Raw genomic sequence first — 14,887 nt, 5'->3', positions numbered from 1 at the left:
TACTTAATTTTAAGAGGATTTAAAATAATTTGAAAAGAATGTCATGAATGATGTCAAAGGAAGTCCTGAAATAATAGTCAAGAAGATGATATATATTTAAATCATTTTGTGTCGTCTTAAGGTTTGTTTATGCAAAAGGAGGACTTGGATGCAATTTTATTCATAATTAAAGACCCATTCCGAAGAAAAAGTCGTTTCCTAAGTTTTTCAAAGCAGACATTTTGTGCCACAGTTTTGATTCAGTATCGTTAAGGATAACATTTTCAGAGGTTCTTAACATTGAAGCCTTAGTAAGAAAGTAAAGAAATGCACCAGTGAATGCTTTTCCATCTTTTTTCTTCAGTTCTGTTAAAGTAATTTCGACATAGTTACAGGTTTCAGTATTAGGATGATATTTCTTTAGGGCAGTACTTAAGTTAGTAACGGCATTGATGATTTTTGTTTTATTTTCGTCTTTCATAATTGCTACCTCCAAGAGATTATTTGAATGGTTATAGTATATTAATTTAAACATAATTGAATAGATGGTAAGTGAAAATATCCTGAATGGCAGTTCTTATAGTCTTGGAGATAGAGAAATGTAATTTTTAATCAACAAGGTGTTGGTTGCCTGTTTTAGAGATATTATTTTTGTCCATAGTCTGATAACTAGTATACTTTTAGGTGTCATCTTAGATTTATATTTAAGCTTGGAAGTGAGTTAATTGAAAAATAATAAGTTGTTTGATTTGATAGACGCTTCGTACAATGAGAATCTTTCAGACCAACCTGTGGAATACAAAAAATGTCTTTTAGAAAGTGCAAAAGAGCTAGCAAAAGGTAAAAATGAAATTCAGATTTGTGTGAAGATATATAAAAGTTATCATGATAATTTCATGGTTCCCATGACGTTACCTAGGAAGAATAGGATGCTCTATCAGTACATAAAAGATAGATTAAATGATCCTACACAAAAAGAATTACGAGATTTAAATATAGGATATGGACTAAGTGCTACTCATTTTACTTTTGGCCCTTTAAATTAATTGCAAAATTAGCTTTAAATCGCTTAGTGTTGAAGGATTTTTTTGATTTCAGATTTAAGTTTTCTTGATTTACCTATCGGGAACTTTTTGGCTGAATCATTTTTGAATGTAATGAGTCTAGTAGTGAAGTTGGCATTTCTGATATTGTTAGGATTTATTAGGCATGATCTGTTGAGCTTCAAAAGAAAAGGGTACTCTTTTTCTAAATCACTTATTTTGTTGTAAAACTCATAATTGCCATTGATTGTTTCTAACGTTAATCGATGGGGAACACTTGAAGTTTCGATGAGGACAATTTCAGATTGATCAAAGTTGTATATCTGATTACCGATTTCAAAAGTGAAATTGGAATTTTCTTTTTCCATGGTTTTGTTTGTTATATTTTCTGCATATTTTAGAGCATCGTATAAATTATCCCGATAATTTTCAATGCTTTGATCTTTTTTGATGAAGTCTATAGCCCCGACTTTGTTTTTGAGAATAATTGGGGCCATTTCATCGTGAGTTGTAGTAAAAATAATATTTGCCTGGACATCCATTTTCCTTATTTTTTTGGCTAAATCAATTCCATTTATACTTGTATCTAAATCAATTCCATTTATACTTGTATCTAAATCAATATCTAGAAAATAAATCCCATGAGATGATGGCTTTTCAGATAAGTAATCAATTACTTCATCGGGGTTTAGAGCAGCTAGTTTCAGTTCTAAAGGATCGTCATGAAACATAATATAATTCTCTAGTATTATTTTGATATTCTTAAGTTGAGTTGGGTTGCCCTCGTATACAATCATTGGATAACTCATAGTGATCTCCTAATCTTTAGTAAGGACAATTTGAATATGAAATTTTTGTCCGTATGATAGTTAACAAACAAATTTGGGTATTTGTTGTTTATACTTTGAATATTTACCGTATTCTTTTTATAGGTAAAAATATAAAAAACAGGTTTGCTAGCAAATAAGTGTTAACAAGCCTGTTTTTTTTACATATGACGATTACTATTGACTTGTTTCTCATCTTTTTGCGTTAAAGCCGTGTAAATAGCACCTAAGCCTAATACAAAACATATGATGTCTAATAATCCAGTTATTGAAAAAAGTTGATCATGATGAAATAATCCGAATGTCTCGTATAGTAAGGATAATCCAACCCAGAATCCCAGTTTTTTATAAAAATTCTTATTTATGTTTAAAGATTTAAACTTGTGCATATTAGATTAGCTCCTTGTTGTGTGTTGCTTATCATCTTTTTCTGTTAGAGCGGTGTAAATAGCACCTAAGCCCAGCACTAAACTGATGGTATCTACAGCTCCAGTTATTGAGAATAGTTTAACGTGTAATAAACCGATTGCTTCGTAAAGTAAAGATAATCCAATCCAAAAACCTAATTTTCTATAAAATTTCTTGTTTATTTTTAATTTCTTAAATTTTTTCATATTGATTCCTATAGCGTATTTTTTTACCCTTTGTATATTCAGAAACTGAAATTAGTAATTGCCGATTAGGCATCAACGGCCACGAGCTATGTTTATATTATAGATTGGTGGATTGATGAATTGATCGATGAAATATTAACGTTAATTTTATAGTGATTATCGTAGGGATTGTGCATGAAGATTGATAAGATAGTATAATTGCCAAAGTATTATTTTTGAGGGGAAAATATTTTATGAATAAAAATGATTCAGAGAAAGAATTAGTTACAATATTGGATGGTAAAACAAGGGATTTGTCTATAAGGTATCAAACTAAAACATTTGATAGAAACCTGATAAATGGGTTTAAAGGCTAGTAATGATTAATGTATCTGTACCGATTGAATTCTTTGTGAATTCGATGATAATTTTTTTCATATCGTTAATGTTTAGATGTCTAGACACAGAACAATTTTCGCTTATAAGATTACTTAAAGACGTATCATATTCTTTATTATTGGGAGGATTAGGAGTCCTATTTGAGGATTTTATTTTTCTGATTCTTATAATACTTTTTGTAATCAAAGAGATGATTCATCAGCATAGAGTTAATATCTATAAGAATAGATTGACGTCTTTTTTATTAGCGATTGTCGTAGAAATTACTCTACTCTTAATTTGTAACCTTTTGGGGAAAGTAGTTTTTTTGATCCCTATAAAAGCAAATGTTTTGAGAATTAATGATGTGTATGCTGTAGTTTCGTGTCTAATGAATTTATTGATAGTATTCTTTGGCGTTAAATATATAAAAAATAAAAACTTGAAAATAAAGGAAATCAAGAAAGAAGTCGATGATTTATCATTGAATAGTCAATTGTTTCTTCTTGTTTTATTTATTTTCGTAACTTTTATAAGCATATTATTCATTGGAGACATCGAAGGAATAACGTCAACTATTAGTGGTGTAATTGCCATATCGTACATTTCTTTTTTGGGATTCGCCACTTATCAAATGCTTAATATGATTAACGTGTATTCTGCTCATCAAAAGTTAGCTAATGAACTAGAACAAAACAGGCAATTGAATGAATACTTAAAAAATATTCAAGAACAGTACGATGATTTACGTCGTTTCAAACATGATTTCAAAAATATCATATTATCTATGAGTGTTGATTCATCTGAAAATGCTAGCAAAGATTATGAAGAACTATATCGAGAACTAACACAACAAAGAGAATTTACAAATGATTTGGATGGAAAAATTATATCTGAATATAAAAAAATAACCAACGATCCACTTCGAGGGTTGGTTATTCAAAAATTCTTTAAAGCTAAATCCAACGGTATAAAATTAAATGTTGAAATTACGGATAATTATATTCAAATTGATGATGGTGTACTAAATGTTGTTAGAATCGTTGGAATTTTATTGGATAATGCTATTGAAGAGACATCCAATGGATTGAATAAAAATATTGATCTGGCATTTGTTAAAAATGATGATGTTCTAGAGATATCAGTAGAAAATCCGTTAAATCATGGTATAAATATTAAAACTATTTTTAAAAAGGGTTATTCAACTAAGGGAGAAAACCATGGGATAGGTTTGGCTAATGTATCCGAATTGGTTGATAAAGATAATAATTTATATCTTGATACTGAAATTATTGATGATAAGTTAAGAATCACTTTAATAATTCTCAAAGGTAGGTAAAAATGTTTTCAATTTATTTGTTAGAAGATAATGACAGTCAAAGAAAATATTATAGAGAAATCGTAGATAATACAGTAATGATTAATGATTATCCAGTAAATGTAGTGGAGTCCAGTGACACGGAATCTTTTTACGATTCTTTTACCAAAGAACAGTTTGGCTTGTTTTTTTTAGATATGGAGCTGGATGGTGATGTCAAAGCAGGATTAAAGGTAGCTGAGTTTGTTAGAAGTAATATTCCTGATGCTAAAATAGTTTTTGTGACGACTCACGAAGAATTAGCATTCCTAACACTAGAGCGGAAAGTCTCACCGTTAGATTATGTTTTGAAAGATAAAAGTTCTGAAGAAATAAAAACGCAGATTATTAGGGACATTGAATTAGCTGAACAGTATTATCAAGCTTCCATTTATAGAAAAGAAAAGATTTTTGGTTATAAAGTCGGATCAAAATATTTCTCGATTCCTATGAAAGAATTGATTCTACTTTATACAGAGAAAGAGGCCCCTGGACGCGTTAAGCTGGAAGCAAATAATCGAGAGATGTCATTTCCAGGTAATTTGAATGCGTTGGAAGATAAATATGACAACTTGTTACGTGTTGATAAAAGTTCATTGATCAATGTCGATAGAATTGTTTCGTATGACAGACATAAAAGGATTTTACATTTGGATAATGACGTTCAATGTGCTGTTTCCATTAGAAAATCTTCAGTTGTTAGTAAATTGTTTAAGAAATAAAAAAATATTACATGTATGTTGATTCTAAAAAGATATGTAGGAAATTTTAATTGTTCAATCTTCTTGAAAGCGTGATTCGTTGATTAATGGTAAAAATAAAAATGTTCTTAAAGTTATTAGACTTTTGTCAGATGACTTTAAGAGCATTTTTTATGAATTTATTTTAGTAAGTAGTTTATGGTAATTAGCCCTATGTAAAACCGATATGCCAATAATAATATAAAATATTGCAATGATGAATGATGTGAGTATGTATGAGGGAATATCGGAAGCAGCCACTTGAGTATTTTGTTCCAATCCGTTGCTAATAGTTAATTCAAAATCCAGTAGGAAATGTAACGCGATTGGAGCTAGTAAAGATGAATAGGCAATATAGAATGATCCTGCCAGCAATCCGAAGCCAAAGGTTTGGATTATCTGACAAAAAGTATTTAATGTGCCATCAAAAATAACATTACTTATGTGTATTAATGAAAATAACAGACTACTGGCCACTAGGCAAAAAATTATCCGTGATTTTTCACTCCGCAATTTAGTTGATTTTAAGTATTTTAGAAAACCGCCTAAGACAATTCCTCTGTATAAATATTCTTCAGGTATTGCTGCAATAAGTCCTATAGTGATGGCTTCAAGTATTTTAGTACTAGATTGCTCCATAATTGGCATAAAAAATAAAATGATAAATAATATTGTGAAAGTTATTTTGTTTTTTAATTTGATTTTTAAAAATATAGGTTTGAAGTATACCCTTTGTTTTAAGATTAAAAAATTAAGTAAAAGAATGGATGTTAGTGAAAATACTTTGAAAAGTATATTGTCAATAAGAAAACCTATATGTGGGTTTAAAGGTATAAACGCAAAATTCTCTAATAGTTCGTCTATCAATAATAAAAGTAGAATACGAATAATCCCTTCATGTTTTGAGATGTGCTGTAATATTTTGTTCATGAGTATAAAATAAATCTCCTGTTTCATTAATGAAAAATAACTGATCATCTCTTATCAGTTGTTTTAAAGCTATTGATTTTTATTTGCCATCATTGATTTGTTGTAACGTATTTGCTGTAATTTTGTATACACTATACTTGTTCAAATTACTCATCTCCCAATTGTTTAAAAACATATAAATAATCACTGCTGATTTATAAATATAGTTAGTAATTTAATCTATTTTATTATGATATTTTCAAAAAAATATTAACGTTACAATTTAGCATATTAACGCTAGTATAGCGGTTTTATTTTTGGAGGTTAGATAAATAAAATATCTTAGTAATGTAATTTAAGAAGTTGTAAAGCAGATGGTAAGAGAGCATTGTGGTATTTTATATTCATATAATGATAAAAAAAATCCCTCTAAAGATATCAAATGAATTATATATTATTCACTTGATGTCCATAAAAGGACTATCACATTCAAAAAATTAGATTAAATGGAATACTGCAGAGATCCCTATAACTAAGAAAGCAACACCTATGAATAGGGAGAAGTAGATGGCTAGTGGAGAAAATCCTGATGTGGTCTTATTTCCAACTGTTTTCAGAACATTTAAATATTTGATACTGATGAAGAGTTGCCAAATGCCGATAAGTACAAAAAGAACGCCAAAGATACTTTCCATGATTCCTGACCTCCATATTATTGATTATAGACTGGCTCCCCAAAGATTGTTCCCTAAAGAATTAAAAGCAAACAACTTACGCCAAAGTGTTTTTTCCTCCTTATTAAGTTGGATATTGTCTGATATTTTTACGATATTAGCTTGATTAAAGAAGAGTTGTAAACTTCCGGTAAAGGCTACTCCATCGCTTTTTTTAAGTTTTTGTAGTGTCTCACTGACATAAGAAGTTGTTTCTGACTGTGCGTGATTCTTCTGCAATTCTGAAACTAAGGCCTGCATAGTATCGACAACTTCTGTTTTGTTTACCATCGTATGTTGTTCCTTTCTAGATTGAGAGCTATAAATATTTCTATAAGATTAGTATAGCATCAAGGGAGGGAAGCGGTAACAAAATATCCTGAGTAGTGGATTTTTGTGTCTTGAATTTTAATACCCGTAATAAATATTTGATAATTGAGTTAATTGTTGCAACCTTTCTTGTTGATCTTTAGGTAAAGTGATGCCGTTTTTGTGCATGGTCGTTGAGATTGTTAGATTCATGCGGCTGAGGATATAAGGAACAGCGGATTCTCTTTTTTCTAATTCAATTTTGAAATCAGTTAATACTTCTTGGAGTGGTTTAGTTGTGTCATCATCCAAATTATCTAGTAGATCGTCAATAATTGAGATTGCTACTTCACTGCGGTCTTTACCGCCAACAAACCATTTTAATTTCTTCATATTGTGCCCTCCAAAGGGGAAAACTTAATATTTGTTATAATTGTATTAGTAGATATCATTACATCCGACAAGGATGATACGCGGGGAATAAAAATATAGCAACCGTTATAACGCCTTTGATAACGTAAAATGATTTTAACTTTTAAATCACGGATGGTCTGCAGTTATCGGCTATGATGGTTGTTGGTGGTACTTTTAACAATATGTCCAACAATAAAGAAGAAGAATTAGTATTAAGTGATCTGTATGATTTTGTCTTGAATCCTAATATTTCTACCAGTGAAAGAAAAATAGGATTCAAGACAAAAAAGGATTAACAACCGAAGCATCACAACTTTACGATACTATTTACCCGATTCTCATAAAATTAAAACCTATTGGAACTAATCTTGGATATATTGGAATCAATAATAGTTATTTAGAGTAAATATTTAAAGGAGATAGTTAATGTTAGATATAGATACGACCAAAAAAGTAATTCATGAGCTGTACAATTCGCTACATTCGCATCCTGATCAATCACCTTATTTGTTGAATATAACGGATGTTTTGAGTCAAGTTTACATGAAACTGGATACGGTGAAGAATCCTGAAGCGTGGCTTAGTAGATTAGTGAATTATATTTACATGGAAGCTTTTAGTAGAGTTCCATTTTCCAGAGAAGAAGATAAGTTGTTGATCCAGTTAGGTGACTTGTCTAAAAAATCGGGACTTAATGGTCGGAATCGAGCTAGCTTTGATGATAAATCTCAGTTTTACGGTTTATTTGAAAAAATGCCTCGACGCTAAATAATATTTTTAAAAAGAAGGACTAATTATGAATAAAAAAGAATTAATTTGGTCAAGAATGGACGAATTGATCATGTCCGACAACGTATCAGATTCGGAAAGAAAGATATTTGTAGAAGCTAAACAAAAGATTGCTAAAGGTCAAGATAGTGAAGCTGTGGCTGGAAAACTTAAAACACAATTGTCGCTATTGTCATTAAAAAAGCAGCTATCACCTGATGTTGTACCATTCTTTACTGAATTATCCAGAGTGTACTTAGGATATGGAAGACGCGATAACATTTCAATTATTTCTTAGTACAAAAAAGCAGAGCCACTAACATAATTTGTTAGCAGCCCTGCTTTTTGATTTTAATTTAATTCCATACCTTCACGACGTTGCTCGCGTTTTCGTAACCATGGCATAACGAAGCCTAGTCCGAATAAGACGATAACAGTAATGAAGTTTAGTAGAAGTTGATGATTGAAAGCACCAGTACCGAACTTAGCTTCTTGAGGGATGAATCCTAAAGTAGCACAGATGAAGGTAAAGGCTAGACACCAACCACCGACGATCAAAGCGCCAGTTTTATTTTTGATGAAAGTATAATCTGAATGGAACCTGTCTTGATGCATTCTCATAGCAACGAAGGCGAAGAAAACCCAACAAGTCTTATATGGTGAAATGATTCCGTTGATATTTAACAACCAGTTATAAATAGTGTTGATATTTGGCAAAGTACCTGTTAGCAACAATAGGAACAAACTCAAACCAGTTGTCATCGTGTAACTGTGAACAGGACGACCATTCTTATTTTTCTTAGTTAACCACTTAGGCATGAACTTGTCAGCAACATCACCGGCAAAGACACGACTGGAGGCATCAAGCAAGACAGCTAATTGAGCCATCATAAAGATTGCTTGAACGACTGCGAAGATATACATCAATAATTTACCGACACCCAAACTATTACCTAATAAGTGGAAGGCGTAGTAAGGACCGTTCATCTTGAAATCATGTGGAATATGGTTGGCGTTGAAGAACATTGCCAAGGCTAAAGTACCAAAGATTGTTAAGAATCCAGTCATGATAGCAAGTAGCCACATAGCTTTAGGAAATTCGTGTTTAGGATCACGCATTTGAACGACGTATGGTGCAGCTAGTTCAGCCCCAGACATGGCAAAAATCAATAATCCGGTTGTCGAGAAGTATTTCAGACTAAAGTTAGGCTTGAAAGCTCCCCAGTTGAAAGGTTGTGTAGCGATATGGTGACCGTGTAAGACAGCGTAGCCAGCTAATAGAACGAACAAAGCTGACATGATGAACATGGCACCTCCACCAATTAGTGAAAGGATTTCTAGTGAGTTTTTGATGACATTTTCTAATAAGATAAAAATCAAGATGATAGCAAAAGTTAGGATTCCAAACCAGAAAGTCGACATTCTTTTGTCTAAAGTATTGTTACCCAAGAACATCCAACTGAATGAAACGATAACCGAGTTAGAAACATCGACGATGTAGGGCACACTTTGAACCCAATACATCCAAGAAGTCCAATAACCTAGAGTGTCATTACTGGAATGACGAACCCATGAAGCTAAACCTCCGGCTTGATTGTCGAACGTTAAACTCATTTGACTAGAAATCAAAGCGTAAGGAATAACGTAGGCGAAGAGTAGGAAAATCCATGAGATGACCACAGATAGTCCTTGGTTTTGAAATGGATAAAAGATGTTTTCAAAACTGATGATAGTAACGAAGTCGATCAAGGCAATGACCGGCCAACTTAAATAGTGCTTTTTATTTGGTTCTAAAGATTCCAATTTTATTTTCCCCCGAATTCGTGTAAAAGTCTTGTGTTAGTAGACTCCAACGATTTGGGGGCTTTAATGTAAGTAAAGAACTGTTGAATTTCACTTGTTAAAAACCCCAATGTGTAGATATAATCAATGCCGTAATAAATTTTCATAAATAATATTGCCAAAATGAAAAAAACATACCCAGAAAATTATAAGTATTTATATATCATTTGCAATACCTTTTTGAAAAAACATTAAAATAATAGGAGGAAATTATGAATTTTCTGAAAATTGCCATCGGAAATGATGTGATAATCAACGATTCGACTGATTTTGAGATAGTTTCATTTACAGAAAACAATACTGCTTCAGAATTAGCAGCAATCGTTTTGAATGAACACGATCAAAAGAATTTGTCGGTCGCCAAAAATCTACAAGAAACATCAGGTCTAGGCATTCCTATTATTACAACTGATGGGAAAACTGACGTTACAGTTAAGGCGCTACAATTAGCAAATGACTATCAAACTAAGATGGTACCGGGCTTTTTGAGTGACTTGATCAACTTTGCGGAAGACAAACCAATCAGTTTTACAACTCCGGGACACCATAACGGTCAATACTATGAAAAACATCCGGCTGGTGTAGTATTCAATCGTTTCTTCGGTAAGAATTTAATGTTCGCCGATACGTCCGATACTGTCGCTGAATTGGGCGATACGATGACTCACGAAGGAACTCCACTGACGGCTGAACAAAAGGCTGCTCAAACGTATAACGCCGATAAAGTTTATTTTTGTACTAATGGGACAACTAGTTCTAATTCGATTTGTGCCAGCGCTTTGTTATCTGAAGATGATTTAGTTTTATTTGACCGCAACAATCACAAGTCGCTTTACAACAGTGCTTTGGTGATGAGTGGGGCCAAACCAGTCTATGTGCCAACTAATCGTAATCCTTTGGGTTTGATTGGAGAAATGAATCCTGAAGCCTTAGACGAAGATAAATTACGTAAAGAAATCAGTAAAGTTGATCCTAAAAGAGCTCAAGTCAAACGTCCTTTTAGATTAGCAATCTTGCAATTAGAAACTTACGATGGTGTTTTCTATGATGCACAATGGATCATTGATAAAATCGGCCATCTCTGCGATTACATTTTGTTCGACTGTGCGTGGGGTGGATTTGAACAATTTGTGCCTATCATGAAACATCTCTCACCATTATCATTGGAATATGGACCAGATGATCCAGGAATCTTAGTAACGCAATCGTTACACAAACAACAGGCGGGACTTGCACAAACTTCACAGATTTTGAAAAAAGATGCTCATTTGAAAGGCCAAGCTCGTTATGTCGACCATAAACATTTCAACAACGCTTATTTGAAATTCGTCACATCTAGTTATTCCTATCCAATTTACGCTTCTTTGACAGTCAACGCCTATTTGACAGCTGGCCAAGGTAATAAGAATTGGTGGAATGAAACTTTACGTTTGGGTATTGAGTGGCGCAAGCAGCTGTTACAAAAGTCTAAATTATTCAAACCTTTAGTTCCTGACAACTTCTTGCAGATCAGTACCGATGATTTAGCTACTCACAGTGAATACTGGAACTTGAAGAGCAGCGATAATTGGCATGGTTTCAAGGAAATCGCTGACGGACAAGCAATGATTGACCCATTGAAAATCACCGTTATAACGCCTGGTGTCGATATCAAAAATGCTCAATATCAAGATTCAGGAATTCCTGGTCCGGTAGTAGCGGAATTTTTGATGGAGAAACGAATTATTCGTGCCAAAGATGATTTAAATTCATTATTATTCCTACTAACTCCTGGCGATTCAAGGGAAGAATTAGATATACTATTAGAGGCCTTTTTGAAATTTGAGCGTTTGTATTTGGCCGATGCTCCACTAACAGAAGTTTTGCCAAGATTAGCGCAACAATATCCAAAACGTTATCAAGGTTATACTTTGAAACAGTTGTGCCAAGAGATGCATGACTACTATCGTCAGAACAAGACTTTTACTCTTCAAAAGGAATTGTTTGCTAAAAAGAACATGCAAAATTACGAGATGACACCGGCTCAAGCAGATAGATTGTTCATGAAAAACCAAAGTGAATTAGTTGATTTGAAGGATATCAAAGGTCGAATTGCACTCGAAGGAGCATTGCCATACCCTCCCGGGGTCTTCATTGTGGCACCTGGTGAAAAGTGGCAAGATGTCGATTTGAAGTATTTTGAAGATCTCGTTGGAGCTATCGAACGTTTTCCTGGTTTTGTGCCAGAAATTCAAGGTGTATATTGGGATAAGAATGCTGATGGAACAATTTCTGTGCAAGCAGAAGTTTTGAAAAAATAATTATTGAGGGAGTTTATTATGTCATTATCATGGACAGATGATTTACCAGAAGATTTAAAAAACAAAGTTGCTAAAGTAGAAAAGTTGATTCAACCACGTTTAGAGGAGATTGACCAACAAGTTTTATACAATCAACAACGAGTTTTGAATTTATTTAGAAAGCACCGTGTTGGGGAAGAGGATTTAGTACCATCAACTGGTTATGGTTACGATGATATTGGTCGTGACAAGATTGAGGCAATTTACGCTGACTATTTCAAAGTTGACGATGCCTTAGTTCGTCCCCAATTTGCTTCAGGAACACACGCCATTTCAACAGCTTTGTTCAGTATGTTGCGTCCTGGCAATACTCTTTATTATTTAACAGGAACTCCTTACGATACGATCCAAGAAGTTATCGGTTTAGCTGGAAACAAGCGCGGTAACATGAAGGAATATGGGATTGATTTCAAAGCTACTGAATTGCTAGATGATGGTTCAGTTGACTATGACCAAGCCAAAAAAGACTTACAAGATGAATCTATTAAAGTAGTTGCTATCCAACGTTCTCGTGGTTATGCTGTTCGAGATAGTTTCACAGTTGAAAAAATCGCCAAGATGATCAAATTCGTAAAATCAATTCGTCCTGACGTCAATGTCTTCATCGATAACTGTTACGGTGAATTTTCAGAGAAAGAAGAACCAACTTTTTACGGTGCTGATATCATGGCTGGTTCACTTTACAAAAATGCTGGAGCTGGTTTAGTTAAGAGTGGTGCCTACATCGTTGGTCGTGAAGACTTAGTCGACGGTGCCGGGTCACGTTTGACAGTTCCTGGTGCGGGTAAAGGTGAAGGTGCTACTTGGGGTTACTTGCGTGACTTCTATCAAGGATTCTTCATGGCCGCTCATACGACTGGCGAAGCCTTGAAAGGTATGATCTTCACTGCAGCTTTGTGTGAAGAAATGGGTATGAACGTTTCACCTAAGTGGGATGCTCCAAGAACTGATATCGTTCAAACAGTTTCCTTCGGTGATCCAGATCCAATGGTTAAATTCTGTGCTGCCATCCAACACTACTCACCAATGAATTCTTTTGTTGATCCAATTCCTAGTCATCAAGATGGTTACGAAGATGACGTCGTTATGGCTTCAGGTAGTTTCGTTGAAGGATCAACTATCGAGTTATCATCTGATGGACCAATCAGACCACCATATTCACTTTATATTCAAGGTGGTTTGTCATATGCACACGTTCAAATCGCAATTACACAAGCAGTTAGAGAAACATTTTATAAATAAAATCAATGGTTGATTAAGTATGCCATCGTCCACAAAATCCCTGTGATTGGTTATTGAGCCATCACAGGGATTTTGTTCCCGACTAGATATCAGTCTGTATTTATAAATATCTAAAAAATAAAGCCCCGATAGAATTCAGTAATTGAGTTCCATCGGGGTTTTGTTGTTTTGATTAGAGTTAATTGTAGTAATACTATAAAAGACTATCTAGTCGGTAGTGAGAGCTCTGGAAAATGCTCAGCCGCCAGATTATCCTTAGCGATTTATCGCTTAGGATAAGGCCAATCTTGGAGACAGTTCCCGGTCTTGGAATTGGCTTCAAGTTGTGCCGGCAGCGTTCCAGCGTTTTCCAGAGCCGAACGGACGATGGTAGTGTTAACACTAATCCTATTTCTTAATAATCTTTTCGATAGCTGTAACTTCATCATCAGTGAAATCTAGCTTGTTGATGGCATCTAAATTGTCGTCTAAGTGTTTTACGCTAGTAGTTCCGATAATTACACTCGATACGACAGGATCTCTTAGAAGCCATGCTAGTGACATTTGACTCAAGGTTTGATTACGGTTTTGGGCGATGTCGTTTAATTCATTTAGTTTAGCAACTAAGGCATCTTTACCATTGGCTAATAGGACTTTGTTGGTTGGATGAATCTTGAAATCGTCAGTCAATCCATTTAAGTAGCGGTCAGATAATAGTCCTTCACATAGTGGTCCGTAGGCAATAGCGCCAACGCCACCGTCTTTTAGAACATCTCTTAAACCGCTGGCATCAACATGGTCATTCAATAAATTCATACTCATTTGGTTCAAAACAACGGGTGTGCCGAATTCTTTGAATAGTTTGAGTGCTTCTTTCATCTGTGGAACTTCAAAGTTTGAAACTCCAACGTACAATGCTTTACCTGATTTGACGATATCATCAAGGGCACGAACTGTTTCGTAGATTGGTGTTTGGTCGTCATAACGGTGAGCGTAAAGTACATCGACATAGTCCAAATTAAGGCGTTCTAGAGAAGAGTCGATTCCTTGAAGGAGAGCCTTTCTAGAAGTACCGGTACCAAAGGGTCCATCGTGAATTTCATAGCCGATTTTGGTAGAAATAACCAATTCATCACGATATGGTTTTAAATCAGTGTTCAAAACTTGTCCGAGCAATCTTTCTGAACTACCGAAGTCACCGTCACCATAGTGGTTGGCAACATCGAAGTGGAAGACGCCACGGTCAAAAGCGTGTAGTAAAACTTTCTTGCGGTCGGCTAGTGGATCAGCACTGCCATAATGACGCCATAATCCTAGAGAAATTGGTGGTAAAACTAGACCAGAGTTTCCAGCATGGCGCACTGGTCCTTGGTAACGATTATCTGAAGCTGTATACATCTAATCATCCTTTCAACTACTAAAGTTACCTAAATGATAAATCACTGCAAACGGTTG

Annotated in this window: 17 protein-coding genes; 8 read left to right on the top strand and 9 right to left on the bottom strand. The window is 34.1% G+C overall.

Annotated elements, in window-relative coordinates:
- Nucleotides 1-166: 166 nt before the first annotated feature.
- The gene (locus G6534_RS09570) at nt 167-460 is read right to left on the bottom strand and encodes a hypothetical protein (protein WP_182082657.1); all 294 of its coding nucleotides are present in this window, start codon (nt 458-460) and stop codon (nt 167-169) included.
- A gap of 244 nt (nt 461-704) precedes the next feature.
- On the opposite strand from G6534_RS09570, the gene G6534_RS09565 reads away from it, so the two are divergent.
- Nucleotides 705-1,025 carry a bacteriocin immunity family protein gene (locus G6534_RS09565; RefSeq protein WP_182082656.1) on the top strand — a complete coding sequence of 107 codons (321 nt, stop codon included), beginning with the start codon at nt 705-707 and terminating at the stop codon, nt 1,023-1,025.
- A 23-nt stretch (nt 1,026-1,048) separates the two neighbouring features.
- Here G6534_RS09565 and G6534_RS09560 read toward each other — a convergent pair whose 3' ends face one another.
- Nucleotides 1,049-1,831, bottom strand: a complete 783-nt coding sequence (locus G6534_RS09560; RefSeq protein ID WP_182082655.1) for a response regulator transcription factor — start codon at nt 1,829-1,831, stop codon at nt 1,049-1,051.
- A gap of 413 nt (nt 1,832-2,244) precedes the next feature.
- The gene (locus G6534_RS09555; RefSeq protein ID WP_182082654.1) at nt 2,245-2,463 is read right to left on the bottom strand and encodes a hypothetical protein; all 219 of its coding nucleotides are present in this window, start codon (nt 2,461-2,463) and stop codon (nt 2,245-2,247) included.
- A 685-nt stretch (nt 2,464-3,148) separates the two neighbouring features.
- Between G6534_RS09555 and G6534_RS09550 the strand changes: the two genes are divergently transcribed.
- On the top strand, nt 3,149-4,159 hold the full coding sequence (locus tag G6534_RS09550; protein WP_182082653.1) for a sensor histidine kinase: 1,011 nt from the start codon (nt 3,149-3,151) through the stop codon (nt 4,157-4,159).
- A 2-nt stretch (nt 4,160-4,161) separates the two neighbouring features.
- Nucleotides 4,162-4,899 carry a response regulator transcription factor gene (locus tag G6534_RS09545; protein WP_182082652.1) on the top strand — a complete coding sequence of 246 codons (738 nt, stop codon included), beginning with the start codon at nt 4,162-4,164 and terminating at the stop codon, nt 4,897-4,899.
- Between the two features lie 150 nt (nt 4,900-5,049).
- Here the strand turns inward: G6534_RS09545 and G6534_RS09540 are convergent, their stop codons facing one another.
- From G6534_RS09540 to G6534_RS09525, 4 genes are all read right to left on the bottom strand, one after another.
- The gene (locus tag G6534_RS09540) at nt 5,050-5,847 is read right to left on the bottom strand and encodes a CPBP family intramembrane glutamic endopeptidase (RefSeq protein WP_182082651.1); all 798 of its coding nucleotides are present in this window, start codon (nt 5,845-5,847) and stop codon (nt 5,050-5,052) included.
- Between the two features lie 476 nt (nt 5,848-6,323).
- Nucleotides 6,324-6,521, bottom strand: coding sequence for a hypothetical protein (locus G6534_RS09535; protein WP_182082650.1), 198 nt, complete (start codon nt 6,519-6,521; stop codon nt 6,324-6,326).
- Between the two features lie 24 nt (nt 6,522-6,545).
- Nucleotides 6,546-6,830, bottom strand: a complete 285-nt coding sequence (locus G6534_RS09530; RefSeq protein ID WP_057814160.1) for a hypothetical protein — start codon at nt 6,828-6,830, stop codon at nt 6,546-6,548.
- A 117-nt stretch (nt 6,831-6,947) separates the two neighbouring features.
- Nucleotides 6,948-7,241: a bacteriocin immunity protein gene (locus G6534_RS09525; RefSeq protein WP_182082649.1), complete on the bottom strand. Its 294-nt coding sequence runs from the start codon at nt 7,239-7,241 to the stop codon at nt 6,948-6,950.
- Nucleotides 7,242-7,414: 173 nt separating this feature from the next.
- Between G6534_RS09525 and G6534_RS12220 the strand changes: the two genes are divergently transcribed.
- From G6534_RS12220 to G6534_RS09510, 3 genes are all read left to right on the top strand, one after another.
- On the top strand, nt 7,415-7,558 hold the full coding sequence (locus tag G6534_RS12220) for a hypothetical protein (protein WP_238788891.1): 144 nt from the start codon (nt 7,415-7,417) through the stop codon (nt 7,556-7,558).
- A 130-nt stretch (nt 7,559-7,688) separates the two neighbouring features.
- Nucleotides 7,689-8,030, top strand: a complete 342-nt coding sequence (locus G6534_RS09515) for a bacteriocin immunity protein (protein ID WP_182082648.1) — start codon at nt 7,689-7,691, stop codon at nt 8,028-8,030.
- A gap of 28 nt (nt 8,031-8,058) precedes the next feature.
- Nucleotides 8,059-8,328 carry a bacteriocin immunity family protein gene (locus G6534_RS09510; RefSeq protein ID WP_182082647.1) on the top strand — a complete coding sequence of 90 codons (270 nt, stop codon included), beginning with the start codon at nt 8,059-8,061 and terminating at the stop codon, nt 8,326-8,328.
- Nucleotides 8,329-8,381: 53 nt separating this feature from the next.
- Here G6534_RS09510 and G6534_RS09505 read toward each other — a convergent pair whose 3' ends face one another.
- Nucleotides 8,382-9,833: an APC family permease gene (locus G6534_RS09505; protein ID WP_238788890.1), complete on the bottom strand. Its 1,452-nt coding sequence runs from the start codon at nt 9,831-9,833 to the stop codon at nt 8,382-8,384.
- Between the two features lie 251 nt (nt 9,834-10,084).
- On the opposite strand from G6534_RS09505, the gene G6534_RS09500 reads away from it, so the two are divergent.
- Together G6534_RS09500 and G6534_RS09495 are read left to right on the top strand one after the other, a co-directional pair.
- Nucleotides 10,085-12,172, top strand: a complete 2,088-nt coding sequence (locus G6534_RS09500) for a putative ornithine decarboxylase (protein WP_182082646.1) — start codon at nt 10,085-10,087, stop codon at nt 12,170-12,172.
- A gap of 18 nt (nt 12,173-12,190) precedes the next feature.
- Complete coding sequence (locus G6534_RS09495; protein ID WP_182082645.1) at nt 12,191-13,453, top strand: methionine gamma-lyase family protein; 1,263 nt, start codon at nt 12,191-12,193, stop codon at nt 13,451-13,453.
- 387 nt (nt 13,454-13,840) lie between these two features.
- Here the strand turns inward: G6534_RS09495 and G6534_RS09490 are convergent, their stop codons facing one another.
- On the bottom strand, nt 13,841-14,830 hold the full coding sequence (locus tag G6534_RS09490) for an aldo/keto reductase (RefSeq protein ID WP_182082644.1): 990 nt from the start codon (nt 14,828-14,830) through the stop codon (nt 13,841-13,843).
- Between the last annotated feature and the right edge of the window lie 57 nt (nt 14,831-14,887).

The sequence above is a fragment of the Companilactobacillus pabuli genome (assembly GCF_014058425.1).
GTDB lineage: Bacteria > Bacillota > Bacilli > Lactobacillales > Lactobacillaceae > Companilactobacillus > Companilactobacillus pabuli.
This window is presented reverse-complemented; position numbering and strand designations above follow the sequence as displayed.

What these genes read in the sequence shown, in the direction of transcription:
- G6534_RS09570 (WP_182082657.1), bottom strand. Translation starts at nt 460, where the DNA reads ATGAAAGACGAAAATAAAACAAAAATCATCAATGCCGTTACTAACTTA.
- G6534_RS09560 (WP_182082655.1), bottom strand. Translation starts at nt 1,831, where the DNA reads ATGAGTTATCCAATGATTGTATACGAGGGCAACCCAACTCAACTTAAG.
- G6534_RS09555 (WP_182082654.1), bottom strand. Translation starts at nt 2,463, where the DNA reads ATGAAAAAATTTAAGAAATTAAAAATAAACAAGAAATTTTATAGAAAA.
- G6534_RS09545 (WP_182082652.1), top strand. Translation starts at nt 4,162, where the DNA reads ATGTTTTCAATTTATTTGTTAGAAGATAATGACAGTCAAAGAAAATAT.
- G6534_RS09540 (WP_182082651.1), bottom strand. Translation starts at nt 5,847, where the DNA reads ATGAACAAAATATTACAGCACATCTCAAAACATGAAGGGATTATTCGT.
- G6534_RS09535 (WP_182082650.1), bottom strand. Translation starts at nt 6,521, where the DNA reads ATGGAAAGTATCTTTGGCGTTCTTTTTGTACTTATCGGCATTTGGCAA.
- G6534_RS09530 (WP_057814160.1), bottom strand. Translation starts at nt 6,830, where the DNA reads ATGGTAAACAAAACAGAAGTTGTCGATACTATGCAGGCCTTAGTTTCA.
- G6534_RS09525 (WP_182082649.1), bottom strand. Translation starts at nt 7,241, where the DNA reads ATGAAGAAATTAAAATGGTTTGTTGGCGGTAAAGACCGCAGTGAAGTA.
- G6534_RS12220 (WP_238788891.1), top strand. Translation starts at nt 7,415, where the DNA reads ATGATGGTTGTTGGTGGTACTTTTAACAATATGTCCAACAATAAAGAA.
- G6534_RS09515 (WP_182082648.1), top strand. Translation starts at nt 7,689, where the DNA reads ATGTTAGATATAGATACGACCAAAAAAGTAATTCATGAGCTGTACAAT.
- G6534_RS09510 (WP_182082647.1), top strand. Translation starts at nt 8,059, where the DNA reads ATGAATAAAAAAGAATTAATTTGGTCAAGAATGGACGAATTGATCATG.
- G6534_RS09500 (WP_182082646.1), top strand. Translation starts at nt 10,085, where the DNA reads ATGAATTTTCTGAAAATTGCCATCGGAAATGATGTGATAATCAACGAT.
- G6534_RS09495 (WP_182082645.1), top strand. Translation starts at nt 12,191, where the DNA reads ATGTCATTATCATGGACAGATGATTTACCAGAAGATTTAAAAAACAAA.
- G6534_RS09490 (WP_182082644.1), bottom strand. Translation starts at nt 14,830, where the DNA reads ATGTATACAGCTTCAGATAATCGTTACCAAGGACCAGTGCGCCATGCT.